Origin of the sequence: Congregibacter variabilis, assembly GCF_045689235.1 — a bacterium.
In the GTDB taxonomy this organism is placed as follows: domain Bacteria; phylum Pseudomonadota; class Gammaproteobacteria; order Pseudomonadales; family Halieaceae; genus Congregibacter; species Congregibacter variabilis.
Map to the genome: position 1 here is coordinate 1,636,718 of NZ_CP136864.1, position 18,368 is coordinate 1,655,085.

15 protein-coding genes and 1 pseudogene are annotated in these 18,368 nt (G+C 56.5%); all 16 read right to left on the bottom strand.

From position 1 onward, the window contains the following. Window positions 1-54: 54 nt before the first annotated feature. Window positions 55-975, bottom strand: a complete 921-nt coding sequence (gene lpxC, locus R0135_RS07215) for a UDP-3-O-acyl-N-acetylglucosamine deacetylase (protein ID WP_407349579.1) — start codon at window positions 973-975, stop codon at window positions 55-57. Between the two features lie 91 nt (window positions 976-1,066). Then, window positions 1,067-2,248, bottom strand: coding sequence for a cell division protein FtsZ (ftsZ, locus tag R0135_RS07220; RefSeq protein WP_407349580.1), 1,182 nt, complete (start codon window positions 2,246-2,248; stop codon window positions 1,067-1,069). Window positions 2,249-2,373: 125 nt separating this feature from the next. Next, a pseudogene (gene ftsA, locus R0135_RS07225) lies at window positions 2,374-3,543 on the bottom strand (cell division protein FtsA); the annotation flags it as partial. Window positions 3,544-3,550: 7 nt separating this feature from the next. Next, on the bottom strand, window positions 3,551-4,357 hold the full coding sequence (locus tag R0135_RS07230) for a cell division protein FtsQ/DivIB (protein WP_407349581.1): 807 nt from the start codon (window positions 4,355-4,357) through the stop codon (window positions 3,551-3,553). Continuing rightward, a complete protein-coding gene (locus tag R0135_RS07235; RefSeq protein WP_407349582.1) occupies window positions 4,357-5,304 on the bottom strand; it encodes a D-alanine--D-alanine ligase in 948 nt (315 codons plus the stop codon). The genes R0135_RS07230 and R0135_RS07235 overlap by 1 nt, the downstream gene beginning before the upstream one ends. Further along, window positions 5,301-6,725, bottom strand: a complete 1,425-nt coding sequence (gene murC, locus R0135_RS07240) for a UDP-N-acetylmuramate--L-alanine ligase (RefSeq protein ID WP_407349583.1) — start codon at window positions 6,723-6,725, stop codon at window positions 5,301-5,303. Before murC ends, R0135_RS07235 begins: the two co-directional genes overlap by 4 nt. Next, on the bottom strand, window positions 6,722-7,795 hold the full coding sequence (gene murG, locus R0135_RS07245) for an undecaprenyldiphospho-muramoylpentapeptide beta-N-acetylglucosaminyltransferase (RefSeq protein ID WP_407349584.1): 1,074 nt from the start codon (window positions 7,793-7,795) through the stop codon (window positions 6,722-6,724). Before murG ends, murC begins: the two co-directional genes overlap by 4 nt. After that, window positions 7,792-8,946, bottom strand: coding sequence for a putative lipid II flippase FtsW (gene ftsW, locus R0135_RS07250; RefSeq protein ID WP_407349585.1), 1,155 nt, complete (start codon window positions 8,944-8,946; stop codon window positions 7,792-7,794). Before ftsW ends, murG begins: the two co-directional genes overlap by 4 nt. Then, window positions 8,943-10,292, bottom strand: coding sequence for a UDP-N-acetylmuramoyl-L-alanine--D-glutamate ligase (gene murD / locus R0135_RS07255; RefSeq protein ID WP_407349586.1), 1,350 nt, complete (start codon window positions 10,290-10,292; stop codon window positions 8,943-8,945). The genes ftsW and murD overlap by 4 nt, the downstream gene beginning before the upstream one ends. A 20-nt stretch (window positions 10,293-10,312) precedes the next feature. After that, window positions 10,313-11,395: a phospho-N-acetylmuramoyl-pentapeptide-transferase gene (gene mraY, locus R0135_RS07260; RefSeq protein ID WP_407349587.1), complete on the bottom strand. Its 1,083-nt coding sequence runs from the start codon at window positions 11,393-11,395 to the stop codon at window positions 10,313-10,315. Next, window positions 11,389-12,768, bottom strand: coding sequence for a UDP-N-acetylmuramoyl-tripeptide--D-alanyl-D-alanine ligase (gene murF, locus R0135_RS07265; RefSeq protein WP_407349588.1), 1,380 nt, complete (start codon window positions 12,766-12,768; stop codon window positions 11,389-11,391). Before murF ends, mraY begins: the two co-directional genes overlap by 7 nt. Continuing rightward, window positions 12,765-14,240, bottom strand: a complete 1,476-nt coding sequence (locus R0135_RS07270) for a UDP-N-acetylmuramoyl-L-alanyl-D-glutamate--2,6-diaminopimelate ligase (RefSeq protein ID WP_407349589.1) — start codon at window positions 14,238-14,240, stop codon at window positions 12,765-12,767. Before R0135_RS07270 ends, murF begins: the two co-directional genes overlap by 4 nt. Beyond that, window positions 14,237-15,964 (bottom strand): peptidoglycan D,D-transpeptidase FtsI family protein, encoded by a 1,728-nt coding sequence (locus R0135_RS07275; RefSeq protein WP_407349590.1) that lies wholly within the window; start codon window positions 15,962-15,964, stop codon window positions 14,237-14,239. The genes R0135_RS07270 and R0135_RS07275 overlap by 4 nt, the downstream gene beginning before the upstream one ends. Continuing rightward, window positions 15,961-16,239, bottom strand: a complete 279-nt coding sequence (ftsL, locus tag R0135_RS07280; RefSeq protein WP_407349591.1) for a cell division protein FtsL — start codon at window positions 16,237-16,239, stop codon at window positions 15,961-15,963. The genes R0135_RS07275 and ftsL overlap by 4 nt, the downstream gene beginning before the upstream one ends. After that, entirely contained in the window at window positions 16,236-17,162 is a 927-nt protein-coding gene (rsmH, locus tag R0135_RS07285) for a 16S rRNA (cytosine(1402)-N(4))-methyltransferase RsmH (protein ID WP_407349592.1), read from the bottom strand. Before rsmH ends, ftsL begins: the two co-directional genes overlap by 4 nt. Further along, window positions 17,163-17,618 carry a division/cell wall cluster transcriptional repressor MraZ gene (gene mraZ / locus R0135_RS07290; RefSeq protein WP_407349593.1) on the bottom strand — a complete coding sequence of 152 codons (456 nt, stop codon included), beginning with the start codon at window positions 17,616-17,618 and terminating at the stop codon, window positions 17,163-17,165. Between the last annotated feature and the right edge of the window lie 750 nt (window positions 17,619-18,368).

Consider the following 18,368-nt stretch of genomic DNA (forward strand, 5'->3'; position numbering starts at 1 on the left):
GCGAAAGTGTCTCACAGACACTCTCTTTTTTCCATCCGGAACCCGAAGGTGAGATCAAATAGCGGCAGGCGCCGCCGGCGCCGTGACGTAGGAGATGGGCGCCATATCGGGATCATCAAAGGTCACCATCTCCCAGGCGTCAGTCTGTGCGATCAAAGCACGCAATGATGCATTATTCAGGGCGTGGCCAGACTTGTGGGCGCGAAACTCGCCAATCAGGCTGTAGCCCAGCAAATAGACGTCTCCGATGGCATCCAGAACCTTGTGTTTTACGAACTCATCCTCGTAGCGCAGTCCGTCCTGGTTCAAAATCCGGTACTCATCAACAACGATAGCGTTGTCTACGCTGCCGCCTCGGGCAAGCCCCTTGGAGCGCAGATATTCGATTTCGTGCATAAAGCCAAAAGTCCGAGCCCGACTGATCTCTCGCACAAAGGATGTGGAGGAAAAGTCGATCTCGGCGTGTGCTTTACGATCGCGAAACACCGGGTGGTCGAAATCGATAGTGAAGGAGACCTTGAAGCCATCAAAGGGAAGAAAGCTGGCTACCTTGTCTCCGTCCTCTACCGTCACCGGACGCTTGATACGGATGAATTTTTTTGCCGCAGGCTGTTCTTCGATCCCAGCAGACTGGATCAGAAAAACAAACGGTCCGGCACTTCCATCCATGATCGGCACTTCACTGGCACTGACATCTACATAAGCGTTATCAATACCCAGACCCGCCATCGCTGACAACAAATGTTCCACGGTAGACACTCGGTGCCCGTCGTGCACAAGGGTTGTCGACAACGTTGTGTCGCCCACGTTAGACGCCTTGGCGTGAATCTCAACAACAGGGTTGAGATCGACACGGCGAAAAATAATACCGCTGTCTACCGGCGCAGGCGCCAGGGTCAGGTATACCTTTTCACCGGTATGCAAACCGACGCCAGTCGCCTTGATGGCGTTGCGCAACGTCCGCTGTCGAATCATACAACCTCCTTGTCAATGCCCCGCTATACCAAAGGCATATCCAGGCGCAATAGCGCCTGATACGCGGTCGACAGGATGACGGTCGTATCGATCAGTCAGCTTGTCGCCTCAAAAAAGCCGGGATATCGAAATAATCGTCACCCAGTTTCTCCGCAGTAGCGGCGGCTGCCGAACCCCCACGCGCTGCTGCGCGCCGAGCCGGCGGCTTTTCATAATCCCGATAGTCCGGAGCTGACAGTGGGTCTATCTCGCTCTGCGGCTCTTCGGAGCGCGCAGCTCGCGGTGTTTCTACCACCTGCAACTTCGCACGAGAAGCGGCATTGCCAAGCCCCGTAGCGACTACCGTAACCCTCAGTTCATCGTTCAGTGCGGGATCAATAACCGTCCCGACTACAACCGTGGCCTCGTCAGAGGCAAACTCTTCGATGGTATCGCCCACCTCAGAGAACTCTCCGAGCGACAAATCGAGCCCGGCAGTAATATTAACCAGAATCCCGCGTGCGCCTTCCAGATCTATATCATCCAGCAGCGGGCTGTTGATAGCGCGTTCGGCTGCCTCGCGCGCCCGGTTCTCGCCACGAGCGCTTCCAGTGCCCATCATGGCCATACCCATTTCAGACATAACCGTTCTCACATCCGCAAAGTCGACATTGATCATGCCGGGGCGAATGATAAGGTCAGCAATACCCTGAACCGCCCCCAACAATACATCATTGGCTTCTTTGAAGGCATCCAAGAGACTGGTATTTTTTCCCAAAACCTCTAGCAATTTTTCGTTCGGTATGGTGATTAGAGAGTCCACATGCTGCTGAAGTTCCGCAAGTCCTGACTCAGCAATTGAAAGCCGCTTGCGACCCTCAAAAGTGAAGGGTCGAGTCACGACAGCGACGGTGAGGATCCCCATCTCACGTGCCACTTCCGCGACCACTGGCGCCCCGCCGGTGCCAGTACCACCACCCATTCCCGCGGTAATAAACACCATGTCGGCACCGCGCAAAGACTCGGCAATCCTCTCCCGGTCCTCTACTGCCGCGGCTCGGCCAATTTCCGGGTTTGCGCCCGCACCCAGCCCTTTGGTGATCTCACCACCGAGCTGAAGTACTGTGGGCGAATCCACATCTGACAAAGCCTGTGCGTCCGTGTTGGCACAGATAAAATCCACACCCTCCACGTTGTTTGTAATCATGTGCTTAACGGCGTTGCCACCACCGCCACCTACACCGATCACTTTGATGACAGCGCTCTGCGGTACGTTGTCTACGAGTTCAAACATAGCTTCCTTCCCCTTTATATAACGTCACCTTTCGGCGACCTTCCTTCCCCAAAAAAACTGCTCTAAAAACTGTCCCGGACCCACTGCGCCAGACGCGTCCACCAGGCATCTGCAGGCGTGCGGCTTCGGCCACTATGTACCTCTCCCGCATGGCGGCTGCCATACAGCAGCAACCCCACAGCGGTGGAATAAATTGGATTGCGAACGATGTCGGCAAGACCATCAATGCTCTGCGGATAACCCACACGCACGGGCATATGAAATATCTCTTCGGCTAGCTCAGACGCGCCCTCCATCTTTGAGGTGCCTCCGGTAAGCACGATTCCCGAGGGAATAAGATCCTCGAAACCCGAACGCCGCAGCTCCGCCTGAATGAGGGTGAACAGCTCGTCGTAACGAGGCTCCACTACCTCGGCGAGAGATTGCCGGGACAGATCCCGTGGCGGCCGATCACCCACACTGGGAACCTTGATTGTCTGGTCGGCGCCCGCAAGCTGCGTAAGCGCACAGGCGTAGCGAATCTTTATCTCTTCGGCATACTGAGACGGCGTACGCAAGGCCATGGCGATATCATTCGTCACTTGATCTCCGGCGATAGGTATAACCCCGGTATGCCGAATTGAGCCTTCGGTAAAGATCGCGATATCAGTGGTCCCGCCGCCAATATCAACCAGACACACGCCGAGTTCCCGCTCGTCGTCCGTCAGCACGGAGTAAGATGAGGCCAACTGCTCGAGGATAATGTCCTCAACTTCCAGGCCACACTTACGAATACATTTTTCTATGTTCTGCGCCGCATTGACCGCGCAGGTCACCAGGTGCACTTTGGCCTCCAGACGCACTCCCGACATCCCCTGGGGCTCTTTGATGCCCTCCTGGTTATCGATGACGTACTCCTGAGGCAGTACGTGCAGCACCTTCTGATCTGCAGGTATCGCCACCGCCCGAGCGGCATCAATGACACGCTCAAGATCCTGACCTACGACCTCCTGCTCTTTGATAGCTACGATGCCGTGGGAATTCAGACTGCGGATATGCGAACCGGCAATACCCACGTACACCGAGTGAATCTGACAGCCCGCCATAAGCTCAGCCTCATCCACAGCGCGCTGGATGGACTGCACGGTGGACTCGATATTGACCACCACGCCCTTCTTCATTCCCTTGGAAGGGTGGGAACCGATTCCCACGACTTCCATAGTGCCGTCGGCAGTCACCTCACCGACGATAGCGACAACCTTGGAGGTTCCGATATCCAGTCCGACAATCATTCGCCTGTCTTTAACCGCTGCCATTAGCTGTCTACCTGCCCTGGGTGTTGTCGGTTAGTCCCGCTAACTGCGGGGTCTGGTCAAATGCCACGGCTGCACCGCCGTCGTATCGCATATCTACACGCTGCACGAGTCGGTCAGACGCCTGGAGGTCACTCCTCCACAGCTGCAAGAAGCGCTGCAGACGAAGCGAGAAATCATGGTCTCCAAGCTGCAGCTCAAGCCCGTTATCAAGACCCACTAGCAACTGCCCGTAGTCGTCCTCACTTAAGGACGTAGGCGTCAATGCCAAGGGACGCAATCGCTCAAGCAAACGTTGATAGTGATTCATCAAACGCGCCTCACTCCCCAGGGGGCCACGGATCTCGGGAAGGTCTTTCCAGCGCTCCGTGTCGGCAACCTCGATAATGCGCGCCTCGTGATTCAGGAATGCTTCTTCACCCCAGCGCGCGATGGGCAGTTGCTCCACCACACTCACTTCAAGGGTGTCGGGGAAGCGGCGGCGCAATTCTGCGCTGTATACCCAGGGCAAGGCCTCAAGGGTCTCTTGCAGTTCTGCGAGACTCAGAAACAACAAGCCCTGATCCAACTCATCCGAAAGCGCAGCACGCAAAGCGTCCTGACGCAGATGCTCCAACTTCCCGGTGACCACAATGCGCTCTACCGGCATATTTCGCAGAGCGTCGAAGCCAAGATAAACGACGACGCCCAAGGCACAGATGGCGGACATTGATACCAGAGCGCTGAACCCACTTTGAATTCTTGGCATCAGCGCTTTCAGGCGCTCGCCTCGGGAAAGGGGAGCTCGACGCCGGGCATTTCGACGAGATGCTGACATCAGGCACGCCCTCCCGAAGCCGATTGTCCTGCGAACCACGACATGAGCAGGATCTCTTCGAGTAATTCCAAAAGCGAAAGTCCGGCCGCCGCCGCCGCCATGGGTACCAGGCTGTGGTCGGTCATACCCGGCACAGTGTTGACCTCCAGCAGCTGAAATTCGCCGCGACTGTCACGCATGAGGTCCACCCGACCCCAGACCGAGCAGCCAAGGGCTGCAAACGCCTCAAGAGCAAGCTTGCACAGCGTCTGCTCATCGTCTGCACTCAGACCGCAAGGTATGTTGTAGCGAGTGGTATTGGCCTTGTACTTGGCTTCGTAATCGTAGAACTCGCGCGCAGCCTCAATATGAATAGGTGGCAGTGCACGATCCCCTAAAACAGCCACGGTGTACTCGGGGCCATCAATGAATTGCTCCGCCATTATCTGATCGCCAAACACCGCCGCAGACTCACAGGCTGCCACAAAGCTCTCGGGGCTATCGACCCGAGCCATACCCAGACTTGAGCCCTCCGTACAGGGCTTGATAAATGCCGAGCCCCAATTCGCAAGTAATGCCTGAGCATCAGTGGCAGCATTAACCAGCGCGAAATCTGCCGTGGGCAAGCCCAAAGCCCGCCAAACCTGCTTACTGCGCAGTTTGTCCATGGCCAGAGCTGACCCCAAAACGCCGCTACCTGTTCCCACTACGCCAAGGGACTGCAAAAGTCCCTGAGTCACACCATCTTCACCACCAACCCCGTGCTGAATATTGAAAGCGATATCCACACCTTTCAGCTCAGACCACCATTCGGATTCGCCGGTATCTAACGCCAGAGGCTCGTAGCCTCCCTCGCGCAGTGCTGTGATTACCGTCCGGGCGCTGGCAAGGGAAACCTCTCGCTCGCCGGAGGTACCACCAAACAACACGGCGATATTCAATTCACTCAAGCGCGCTAAAGCATTCATGACAGCTCCACCGCGTCGCGAAGCTGGGTCGCCAGACGGGCGATATCACCAGCACCTTGGGTAACCAGTACGTCACCGGCTTCAAGCACATCCGCCAATAAATTGGGCACTTCCTGCGCCGAAGCCGCATACAGCGGATCTAACTGACCTCGCTGGCGAATTGAGCGCGCCAGTGACCGGCTGTCGGCGCCGGCAATGGCTTCTTCACCGGCGGGATAAACTTCGAGAAGCACCAGAAAGTCCGTGTCTGAAAGCACACTGACAAAGTCATCGTAAAGGTCCCGGGTGCGGGTAAATCGATGCGGCTGATACACCATAACGATGCGACGCTCTGGCCAGGCTTGACGAGCCGACGCCAGAGTAGCTGCCACTTCTGTTGGATGATGTCCGTAGTCATCTACCAGAGTGACCGTCTGCTGCCCTAATTGAATGTCTTCGTAAACACTGAATCGACGCCCTACTCCGCTAAAGCTCTCCAGCGTTTTCTGGATAACATCATCATCAATACCCTGGTCGGTCGCCACAGCGACTGCAGCAGTGGCATTCAATACGTTGTGGGCACCGGGCATATTGAGTGTGATGGGCAAGGCCGGGTAAGCATCCGGACGCTCCACCACAAAACGCGTGCACAGACCCGCAGGCTCAAGCCGGGTAATACGGTAATCGGCTTCTTCAGCAAATCCATAGCTCAACAGTGGCCGACCCAGATCTTCACCGAGCCCGGCGAGCACCGGATCATCAATGCAGAGCACCGCAAGACCATAGAATGGCAAATTATGCAGGAACTCAACAAAGGTCCGACGCAGCCGTGCAAAGTCGCCCCCGTAAGTTTCCATATGATCTGCTTCGATATTGGTAACTACGGTAACCATAGGCTGTAGATGCAAGAACGACGCATCGCTTTCGTCAGCCTCGGCGATAAGAAACCGCCCCGCACCTAACTGCGCATGTGTACCCGTGCTGTTAACGCGACCACCGATCACGAAGGTCGGATCAAGATCCGCTGCAGCAAACAGCGCGGCGATAATGCTTGTAGTTGTGGTCTTACCATGGGTCCCCGCCACCGCGATGCCATAGCGATGTCGCATGAGCTCCGACAGCATCTCTGCCCGAGGCACCACCGGAATGCGCTGCTCTCTTGCCGCAACCAGCTCGGCATTGTCCGCTTTCACCGCACTGGAAATCACCACAACATCAGCGTCACTTACCGCCTCAGAACGATGCCCGATGCTGACCTTGACCCCCATCTCGCCAAGTCGCCGGGTGACGCTGCCATCCAATAAATCCGAGCCACTAACCGAAAAACCAAGGTTAACCAGAACCTCAGCAATACCACTCATACCGCTGCCGCCAACGCCGACCATATGAATGCGGCGTACCCGACGCATTTCTGAAGCTCCCGGCACAACTGAAACCGTCATCGAGTCAGTGCCTCCCCACAATCAGCGATCATGCGAGTTGCCTCGGGTCTGGCGCAGCCAAGCGCTGCGCTGGACATACCTTGCATAAGATCACAGTCAGCAATCAGACCACGCAGCGTTGCTTCCAGTTGTTGATCAAGGTCCGACTGGGCAAGCAAGACTGCAGCGCCGGCATCGGAAAGAAAGCGCGCATTAGCTGTCTGATGGTCGTCAATGGCATAGGGAAGCGGAATCAGTATCGATGGCCTACCTGTCACCGCCAGCTCTGCGACGGTCAGTGCACCGGCGCGGCAGATGACCAGCTGCGCCCAGGCATAGGCTTCCGGCATATCTTCAAGGTAGGGCTCAACGCTCCACTGGGCGTTACTCACCGTCGCGTAATCAGCTCGCGTTGTGTCCGCATGAGCAGGACCGCACTGGTGGCGCCACTCACATTGCGGGCCGAGCAATGCAGCAACCGCCGGCATAGCCTCATTCAATGGTTTTGCACCCAGGCTGCCACCGAGCACCAACACACGCAACGGCTCATCGGCGTGTCGTATCCAAGGACTATCTGTAGCGACTGACAGCATATCCTTGCGCACAGGATTGCCCAGATAAGTAGCCGTCGAATACTGCTCAAGCACATTGGGAAAACCCGTCGCTATCTGCGAGGCGAAGCGGGCCAGCGCACGATTTGCGCTACCGGGCACGGCGTTTTGCTCCTGAAGCAGTAAGGGACGACGGGTTAGCCACGCTGCAAGGGCCGCTGGAAACGACGCGTAACCGCCCATTCCCACAACTAAAGCCGGACGCAAGCGCAGCATTAGCCACAGCGACCGCAGCAGAGAAAAACCGAGCAAGACCACCGCCAGCATTTGCTGGAGCAAGCCTTTGCCCCGCAATCCACGCATGGGCAATTGATACAGCTGGATGTCGGCAGCAGGGACAACCCGAGCCTCAAGCCCTCGGCGAGTTCCAATCCACGCCAGGCGGAATCCGCGTTCACGAAGATCAAGTGCCACCGCAAGCGCTGGATAAACATGCCCGCCGGTGCCTCCTGCCAGCATCATGGCCATGGGCGCGCTCATCGCTTGCGCCCTCGTTTAGGCTGCTGTCGCTCGTGAGCAACACGAAGCACCATACTGAGTAGCACACAGGCGGTAATGAGACTGGTACCGCCATAGCTAATCAAAGGCAGCGTCAGCCCCTTGGTGGGAAGCAGCCCCGCACTAACACCCATATTCACGAACGCCTGCCCGGAGAACATCAGTGATACGCCAAAGCACAGATAGGCGGCAAACAACTGCCCCTCTTTTTGCGACTGACGACCGAGGTGAAAAATACGCAGTACCAGCGCCAGAAACAGACTGATCAACACAAACGCACCAACAAACCCCGTCTCTTCAGCCCAAATCGAAAACACAAAATCTGTGTGCGCCTCAGGCAGGTAAAACAATTTTTGTACGCTGTTGCCAAGTCCCACGCCAAACCACTCACCACGACCAAAGGCGATAAGAGACTGAATGAGTTGAAACCCCGAACCGAAAGGGTCTGCCCAGGGGTCGGTATAGGCGATGAGACGCTGCAGACGGTAAGGCGCTGCCTGAATAAGCAACGCCCCCAAAATACCAGTCGCTACAACGATTAGACTGAGATGCATGAGGCGCATGCCCGCTAGAAACAGCATCCCAAAGGCAGTAGCGAGCATAATTACAACAGCACCGAAATCGGGTTCGGCCAGCAAAAGTACAGCCACTACACCCAAGATCATCAGAGGCCGCAAAATACCCTGCCAGCTTTCTTGCAAGGCTTTTCCCTGACGGAGCAGATAGCCGGACAGATAAACAATCATCGATGCCTTGGCGAGCTCCGAAGGCTGCAGTGTCAGCGGCCCCAGTGCCAGCCAGCGCTGACTGCCATTCACATTGCGCCCCACACCCGGAATCAAAACAAGAATCAGCAGCAAACTCGACAGCAGCAGCAACAGCCAGCCGCTGCGGTACCAGAACTCAATAGGCACCTGATAACAGACAAAGCCGCTGGTGAGAGCCAGTGCGAGATACACCAGATGTCGAAGACTGTGATGCCACATATTGCCGTAGGTTGCTTCGGCATAGCCCACCGATGCTGAGCTGATCGCAATCAATCCAATAAGCAACAGCGCCACAGCTATAGCGAGCAACATGAGGTCCGGCAGCCTTGCTGCTGTCGCCACAGTTGTTGCGCGAGCGGTCGTCATGACGCCACCATCGTTAGCACCAGCTGCTTAAAGCGATCGCCCCGGGCCGTATAACTGGAAAACTGATCAAAACTCGCACAAGCCGGAGATAGCACAACGATATCGCCGGGTTGCGCGCGGGCAGCTGCCAACTCCACCGCCTTCTCGAGAGTGTCGGCAATAATTTTTTCGCAGCTATCACCAAGCGCTTTGGCAATCGCATCGGTGGCTTCGCCAATAAGCAGCACCGCATCGCAATGCGCTGCAACTGCCGACTGCAAAGCACAAAAATCTGCGCCTTTATCACGCCCACCGGCAATAAGGATCAAACGGTGCTGCGAGCCCAGACCATTGATAGCTGCCAAAGCTGCACCCACGTTTGTGGCCTTGGAGTCATTGATCCAACGCACACCGTCTTGATCGAGAACCAGTTCACAGCGGTGCTCAAGACCTGCAAAGCTGCGAAGGACACTCAACATTGCGTCCCGAGGCAAATCTATTGCAGCGCCGAGAGCGAGGGCTGCAAGGGCATTGGCAAGATTGTGACTCCCGGGCAGCGACACTTCACTGGCCTTCATTAAAGGCTCAAAACCCTCAACGATCATCTGCTCACCGTCGACCGTTCGCAGACCAAAGCCGTGCAGGTCCGGCTCACCCATTCGCCAGCTGATCTGCCGTCGTCCCGCAGCCAGCGGCGGAATCGTCAGCGGATCATCAACGTTAAAGACCACCGCAGCGCATCCGTTAAAAATGCGATGCTTCGCCTGATGATAGAGCGGCATGCTGCCGTGTCGATCCAGGTGATCTGGCGTCAGATTGAGCACCGTGGCGACTTCAAGATTCAAAGCGCCTGCTCGCTCTAACTGGAAGCTAGACAGCTCCAGTACATAGAACTCCACATCGTCAGCAAGCAGATCCAGAGCGGGCACACCCAGATTGCCGCCAACAGCCGCCTTACGACCTGCAGCCTTCACCATGGCACCGAGCATTTCTGTAACCGTGGATTTAGCATTGGAACCGGTGATCCCAATAACCGGCGCAGTCGCAGCGGCCACAAAAAGATCGATATCTCCACAGAGTTTTGCCCCGGCCTTAACTGCCTGCTGCAACCAGGGTTCAGCCGGCGAAATTCCGGGGCTAACAATTAATTCCCCTGCGGTATCCAGTACCTCTTGAGCATCGGTACCCAGCATAATCGGAACGCCCGGCAACTCAGCCTGCAGCTGCTCAAGGCCGGGAGGCTGCTCCCGGGTATCTACCACAGAGAATTCTTCACCCTGCGCTGCCAGATAACGAGCCACTGACAGGCCGGTGACACCCAGTCCTACCACCACTTTGCGACGCGTGCTGCTGATAAGAGAAGACATGTCTTTAGCCATTGCTCCCATCACCGCAGCTTCAATGTAGCAAGGCCGAACAACACCAGCATCACAGTGATAATCCAGAAGCGGACAATCACTCGAGGCTCCGGCCAGCCCTTGAGTTCATAGTGATGATGAATGGGCGCCATTCTAAATAGTCGCCGGCCCGTCAACTTAAAGGACGCCACCTGAAGGATGACCGAGACCGTCTCCAATACGAAGATGCCGCCCATGATAAAAAACACGATTTCGTGGCGAGTAATCACCGCGACAGTACCCAGAGCTGCACCCAGCGCCAGCGCACCCACATCACCCATAAACACCTGGGCGGGATAAGTGTTGAACCACAGGAATCCCAAGCCCGCACCCGCGATGCTGCCGCAAAAGACCGACAGCTCACCACTCCCTGCCACGTAGGGAATTTGCAGGTAGTCGGCAAAATTCACGTTGCCGGTGAGGTAAGCAATAAGCCCCAGCGCCGTCCCTACAAGTACCGTGGGCAAGATAGCCAGTCCATCAAGACCATCGGTCAAATTCACAGCATTGCTGGCACCAACAATGACGAAGTAGGTGAGCACTACAAAAAATGCGCCCATAGCAATCGCCACATCTTTGAAAAACGGGATATACAGCTGCGTGGTCACGGGGCTATCGGCGGTGAAGTACAAAAACAGCGCAGCCGCCAACCCAGCAATGGACTGCCACAAATACTTCCAGCGAGCCGGCAGTCCCCGGGGGTTTCGCTCGACAACCTTGCGGTAGTCGTCTACCCAGCCGACTGCACCAAAGGCCGCGGTAACCAATAAGGCGACCCATACATAGGCATTGGACAGATCCGCCCACAGCAAAGTGCTAATAGCGATGGCAACAAGAATCAGAGCGCCACCCATGGTGGGCGTACCCGACTTACCCAGATGCGTCTCGGGGCCGTCGCTGCGAACGGCCTGCCCCACCTGATGGTAGTTCAGACGGCGAATCATCACCGGACCAACAAGGAGGGAAATAAGCAGCGCTGTTCCCGCCGCCAAAATGCCTCGCAAAGTCAGATACTGAAACACACGGAAACCGGACTCAAACTGCGCGAAGTACTCTGCCAGAAGCATCAACATGGGCTCACCTCACTGGCAAGATCGCGAAGTGCGGACAACACGGATTCCATTGCTGCGCCGCGGGAGCCTTTCACCAGAATCGTGTCATTGGCGTCCAGGAGCTCACCCAGCTGTGGCTTTAATGCTTCCCGGGATCCATACCACTGAGCGCCAGACCCAAAAGCCTCCACTGCTGGGCGCACTGCCTCGCCCACACCAACGAAGTGCGTGACCCCCTGAAGCCGCGCTAACTCACCCATCTGTGCATGATGCTCGGCGCTTTCTGCGCCAAGTTCCAGCATTTCTCCGAGTATGAGCAGGCTGCTGCCGGGGGTGGCCGCAAGCAAACTGATTGCGGCACGCACAGAACCAGGATTTGCGTTGTAGCTGTCATCAATCAAGGTTTTATCGCCACCCAGGGACTCGCTTTGCAAGCGACCGGGCTCTGCTTGAGCCTTTGTAAGACCTGCAACTATCTGATCGAGTTCGAGTCCCGAAGCAGTGGCAAGAGCAGCGGCGGCCAGGGCGTTAGCCACGCTGTGACGCCCGGGCAAGGCAAGCTCAAGCTCTCGACTCTCACCGCTGAAATGCAATGTGAAAGCACTTCCCTGCAGCCCGTGGTCACGCAGATCTGATACGAACAGATCAGCGCTGCGATCATCAAGAGAGTAGCTCAGCGTTTTAGCGCCCGACCGGGCTATTCGCCCTTGCCACAGCGGCACCCAAGCTTGATCCAGATTCAGTATGGCCGTTCCGCTGGCACCCAGACCGTCGTAGATCTCAGCCTTGATGTCCGCCACATCCGCGACCGTACCGAAACCTTCCAGATGCGCTTCCATAGCGTTCAAAACGGTGGTGATGGATGGTCGGGCCAAGGCACATAGATGCGCAATGTCTCCGCGTCGCGTGGCCCCCATCTCGACTATCGCGTAGCGCGTCTCGTCTTGAAGTCTGGCAAGGGTCAAAGGCACGCCGATTTCATTGTTGTAGTTACCAGCGGTCGCCACCGTCGGCCCCGCTTCACTAAAAATGCTGCGGCACAGGTTTTTGACCGTGGTTTTACCGCAGCTACCGGTGATTGCCACCACGACGCTGCTAGAAAAATCGCGGCTGGCCCGCCCAATCTCCGAGAGTGCTTTCAGACAACTCGATACCAACAAGCAGGGAACCGATGCCTTTACGGGTCGCTCAACCAGAACCGCTATAGCTCCCTGGGCAATGGCAGCATCAATAAAATCATGACCGTCCACGCGGTCTCCGGGCAAAGCAACAAACAGATCACCTGGGCATACCTGCCGAGAATCAATAGCAACACCCGAAAACTGAAGCGGCGCCCCATTAAAAGCCGCGCCCAATCGCTCAGCGATGACTGCAAGTGTCAGCGCAGACATCATGCGGCCAACCTCGCCAAGGCCTGCTGAGCAACCTCGGTATCACTGAAGGGCAGGCGCTGCTCACCAATGATCTGATAGTCCTCGTGACCCTTCCCGGCAATCAGAACACAGTCTTTAGGGCCCGCAGAGTCGATAGCCAGATGAATCGCCTCCGCACGATCCTCACAGACGAGATAATCACCGTCCATAGATGATTCAATATCAGCGATGATCGCTAATGGATCTTCGCTTCGAGGGTTATCGCTGGTAATTACCGCTCGGTCCGCAGTCGCTGAGACCGCCTCGGCCATTAACGCTCGCTTGCCGCGATCTCGATCTCCGCCGCATCCAAACACCGCCACAAGACTGCCTGCACACTGCTCACGAAGCGCAAGAAGCACCTGTCGCAATGCGTCGGAAGTATGCGCGTAGTCAATAACCACCAGCGGAGCGCCGGGAACGCGCAGCGGCTCCATCCGACCCGATACTGATTGCAGGCCTTCTACCGCGGCTATCACGGCAGAGAATGGCAAACCCGCCTGCAGCGCTGCGGTCAATGCCGCCAGCAGATTCATGGCGTTAAACTTCCCAAGCAGTGGGCACTTAAGGGCTGCCTCACCCCAGGGGCTCGAGAAGCGAAACCGAAGCCCACCGCTGCTCAACTGCAGATTACTCAGGCGTACGTCAGCAGAACTATCTTCAATGCCATAGCGCAGCACAGAAACTTCAGATGAAATTCTCTGCACAAGGGTCCGGCTGAAGGGGTCATCCGCATTCAAAATAGCAGTGCGCAGTGACTCAAAAGCAAACAAACGCGCCTTTGCATCACCATAGGATTGCATATCGCCGTGGTAATCCAGATGATCCCGAGTGAGGTTAGTAAAAATTGCTGAATCGATATCCAGAGTGTTGAGACGCCCCTGCTGGAGCGCGTGAGAGGAAACCTCCATGCTTACAAAGGGCACCGCCTGACCCGCCCAGCCAGCCAGAATTTCCTGCAATTGGATGGAATCCGGTGTGGTGTGCACACTGCGGTGAACGCCGCCGTCCAAAGAAGAACCCAGAGTCCCGATAACCCCACAATCATAGCCAGCGCCGCGCACCAGCTGCGCAAACAACTGACTTACCGTGGTTTTACCATTGGTACCTGTCACTGCGGTAATCTGCATCTCGCGACTGGGCTCACGAAAATACCGTCCTGCAATTTCACATAGTCGATAGCGCAAGTCCGGAACCACAACAGTAGGAAGCGGCGATCGCGTGGCGGGGAGCTCATCCTCCACCAGCGCCGCTACGGCACCCGACGAGGCCGCCTGCGCAAGAAACTCTCTGCCGTCGTGCGCATGACCGCGCAACGCAATAAATAAATCGCCCTTACTCACCTGTCGACTATCTAAACGCAGTGCCGCCACGTCCAGCGCCGGCACATCGGTCGCCATACCTTCCAAGAGTACCGGCAAAGAACTGCGCAACTCAGTCACACCCGGAGTCATGCATCACCCCCGACTACCGTTGCGGCAAGCATTTCTGTCGGCGGCGCCAAGGTGGGCGCAACACCCATGAGACGCAATGTTTCAGCTGTCACTCGAGCAAACACTGGCGCGGCAGCGGCGCCACCGCCATAGCTATCGCCTTTGGGGCGATCCAGCACCACGACAGTCACAAAGCGCGGGTCTTCGATGGGAGCCATACCCACGAAGAGCGCAACGTACTGATCGTCCAAATATCCGCCGGCACCCACTTTATGCACAGTGCCGGTCTTACCACCGACCTGATATCCGGGAACTCGAGCCTTGCGAGCAGTACCTTGATCACCCGTCACCTCATGCAGTACGCCCCGCACATCGGCCGCTATCCGGGCATCAACCACACGCTCACTGCGAACGTCTACCGCCTCCCGGCGCAGCAGTGACAGCTCCGGCAGCATTCCGCCATTGGCAAACACCGCGTAGGCCCGAGCAAGCTGCAAAGGTGTTGCCGTCAGGCCGTAGCCAAAAGCCAAGGTTACTTGTTCGATCGGACGCCAACGGGGACGCTGAGGGAGCAATCCGGCGCTCTCACCAGGAAATCCAGTCGCGGTGGACTGACCAAAACCAAAACGATTAAACACATCCCAGATAGGCTCATGACCAATATCCAGAGCAACCTTGGTAATCCCCACCTGACTGGATTTTTCGACCACTCGGGACAAGCTGATCTCGCCATAGTTGCGGGGATCAGGAAGAACCTTTCTACCTACGCGAATACGTCCGGGGCTCGTATCAATGAGCGTCGAGGTCTCGTAGCGCCCCGACTCAAGGGCAGCAACCAACGTTAAGGGCTTCATCGTAGAGCCCGGCTCAAAGACATCGGTCACCGCGCGATTGCGCGTCTGACTCATAGTCACAGTGCTGCGATTATTGGGATTGAAGTCGGGGTAACTCGCACTGGCAAGCACTTCACCCGTACCGCTATCAATAGTGACAATCACACCAGCCTCAGCGCCAGTCACCGTAACCGCACGGCTAAGCTCACGATGGAGCAGATACTGCAGACGCAAATCGATAGAGAGCTGTAGATTGCGACCTGGACGAACGGGCTCGATAACACCGATATCTCGAACCGCATCACCGTGAAGATCTTTAATGTAACGCTTCTTGCCAGGATGACCACGCAGCCACTCATCGTAGGCAAGCTCTAAGCCAGCAACCCCCGCGCCATCGACATTGGTCATACCCACCAGCTGCGCAGCAACCTCGCCGGCGGGATAAAACCGACGGTACTCACGCTCAGCACGCACACCCGAAATCTTGAGAGCCAGAACGTCTCGTGCACGGTCCGGCACCAGGTGTCGACGCAGATACATGAACTGTCGGCCGGCATAGCGAGCAAGACGCTCTTCCAAATCCTCGGCGCTTAAGTCCAGCGCCTCAGCAAGCTCCGGCAGTCGCTCGCTGGTCGCGAGCACTTTCGGATTGGCCCAGAGCGATATCACGGGGGTACTAACGGCCAGAGGCTCCCCCCTGCGATCCGTAATCAGACCTCGGTAGGCCGGCAGTTCAGCGGTACGAAGCATGCGCATGTCGCCCTGCTTCTTCAGGAAGTCAACGCCTCTACCCGTATCCAGCACCTGCAGCGACAAGACCCGCCCCACAAGAGCAAGAAACATCATAACCAGCAGTGCGATTACGACATGACCACGCCAGTGCTGCACTTTTATTTTTGCAGCCTTAGTCACTTAGCCACCAAGCGCGTTTGATCGTGCCCGGGCGCAGCAAGGCCCAGCGAATCCCCCGCCTCGCTTTCTATACGAAAGTGCGATGCCAGGGTGCTTTGCTCAAGAAGAAGCCGACTGTACTCTTCCTCGAGATACCAGCGCCGAGCCTCTAAATCCTGAAGCTGCGCATAGAAGCTGCGTGAAACGTGTGTACTGCCAATAATGGAAAAGGCGCTACCCATAACCAGCAGCAGGGCCAGGCCTATCCACAACGAATTCGCAGTCGAGGGATTCACGCGAGCTTCTCCGCGCAACGCATAATTGCACTGCGAGACCGCGGGTTCCCCGCCACCTCATCTTCACTCGCGCGCAGCGCCTTACCCAGCAGCCGCATTTGTGCACCGGACTCCACATCGCGAATCGGCAGATTGCGAGGAAGCTGCGGCCCACGACTCATGTCCCGCAAATGGCGTTTTACCAAACGGTCTTCCAACGAGTGAAAACTGATTACCACCAGACGCCCACCGACCCCCAGCACCGACAGGGCCACAGACAGCAACTGCGCAAGGTCATCAAGCTCACGGTTGACACGAATCCGGATAGCCTGGAAGGCTCGAGTTGCCGGGTGCTTATGCTTCTCCCAGCGCGGATGCGCCTCCTTGACAATAGCAGCCAACTGAGAGGTTCTCGTTAGCGGTGCCTCGGATCGAGCTTTCACAATGGCGCCGGCTATGCGACGCGCAAACCGCTCTTCGCCGTAATCGCGAAGAACGTCAATAATCTCCTGCTCACAGGCACTGGCGATCCAATCTGCAGCGGACTCGCCGCGACTGCGATCCATACGCATATCCAAGGGACCGTCCTGCTGAAAGCTAAAACCGCGTTCCGCCTGATCAAGCTGGGGGCTGGATACACCCAGGTCCAGCAAAATACCGTCCACAGGACCAAACCCACGCTCCGCGAGCAAGGCAGGCAGGGCAGCAAAGGATCCGCGAGCAAAACTAAAACGACCATCCTGGGTAGCAAGCTCCAGAGCGTCGCGCTCAGCCTCTTCATCCTTGTCGCAGGCAAATAGGCGGCCTTCTGCATTGAGTCTGCCAAGGATTTCTCGACTATGCCCGCCGCGCCCGAAGGTACCGTCGACATAAAGGCCGGCGGGGCTGCTTACCAGCGCGTCCACCGCTTCGTGCAACAATACCGTTTCATGAGGGGCTGCCATCTAGAGCGGCAGGTTCATCAGCTCGTCGGGCCATGGCTCATCCACCCCGACGTCTTCCAGCGCCTTATCACGCTCGGTGATCCAGAGGTTTTCGCTCCAGAGCTCCATCTTGTTGCCTTGACCGACCAGCACCAGCTTCTTGTCGAGCTGGGCGTATTCACGTAAAGAAGGCGGCAAAAGCATGCGACCATTACTGTCGAGCTGAATGTCCGTTGCATAGCCAAGCATCAAACGCTGAAATCGTTTTACGGCAGGATTAAGAGAGGGGAGCTTTTGCAGGTCTTGCTCAATACGCTCCCAAGCGGGCAGCGGGTAGATACATAAACAGGAGGTCTGGGTATCGATAGTCACAACAATTTCGCCAGCACACTGCTCAAGCAGCGGCTCACGCTGACGCGAAGGAATCGCCAGGCGACCCTTTGCATCCATATTGATGTGCTGCACACCACGGAACACTTCTTATTAACCCCTTTACTCCAGTGATTTCCACAAATCACCAGAATTTCCCACTTCTCTCCACTTATCGACACTATAGGTCTGCGACAAAGCTCAAGTCAAGCTGGAGATCACAAAAAAGCCTGTTATTTCAGGGGTTTGGACGTCAAACAGCGTGGATTTCGAGGGGTTTTTAGCGTCGCTGTGACACGGTAAAAAATCACAAAAACAGCCATCTAAAGCATTAAGCTAAGTATTTACTTTAACTTAAAGTTCGTTTGCTTATTTTATTACGAGGTTTTAGGCGAATTCCGTCTAAAGAAAGGGGGTCAGATTCATCTACTAGGGCGCAATAAGCAAAAATCTCTCGATTTGCGCCACGAACGACCTGGCCATGAGTCTTGAAATCGGCGAGACGGGTAAGCTGCAGGCGCAACTTCAGCGGTGAGGCAGACGGCAGCCCTTTGAGCTGCTCGCGCATCTCCAGCAACGCCTCAGCACTATTAAACGCGCTCGACGGACGCTCAAAGGGCCGCCGCCCGCCTCACCTTCGTCAGCTCCGCATCCACGGCGGCAGATCAACCGCAACACGCCCTCACGTCTCCTGGGCGGTTCGGCGCCGCTTTGCTCGAGCGGCCGTCGAGCGCGGTGTTTAATACTCTGAGCCGATGGAGATGCGCGAGCAGCTCGAGTAAAGCAGGGTCGGGCCGCCCATAGCGACTGAGAAACGAAGCGTCCCTCGAGCGCGGTATCTAACGCTGATGACGATAG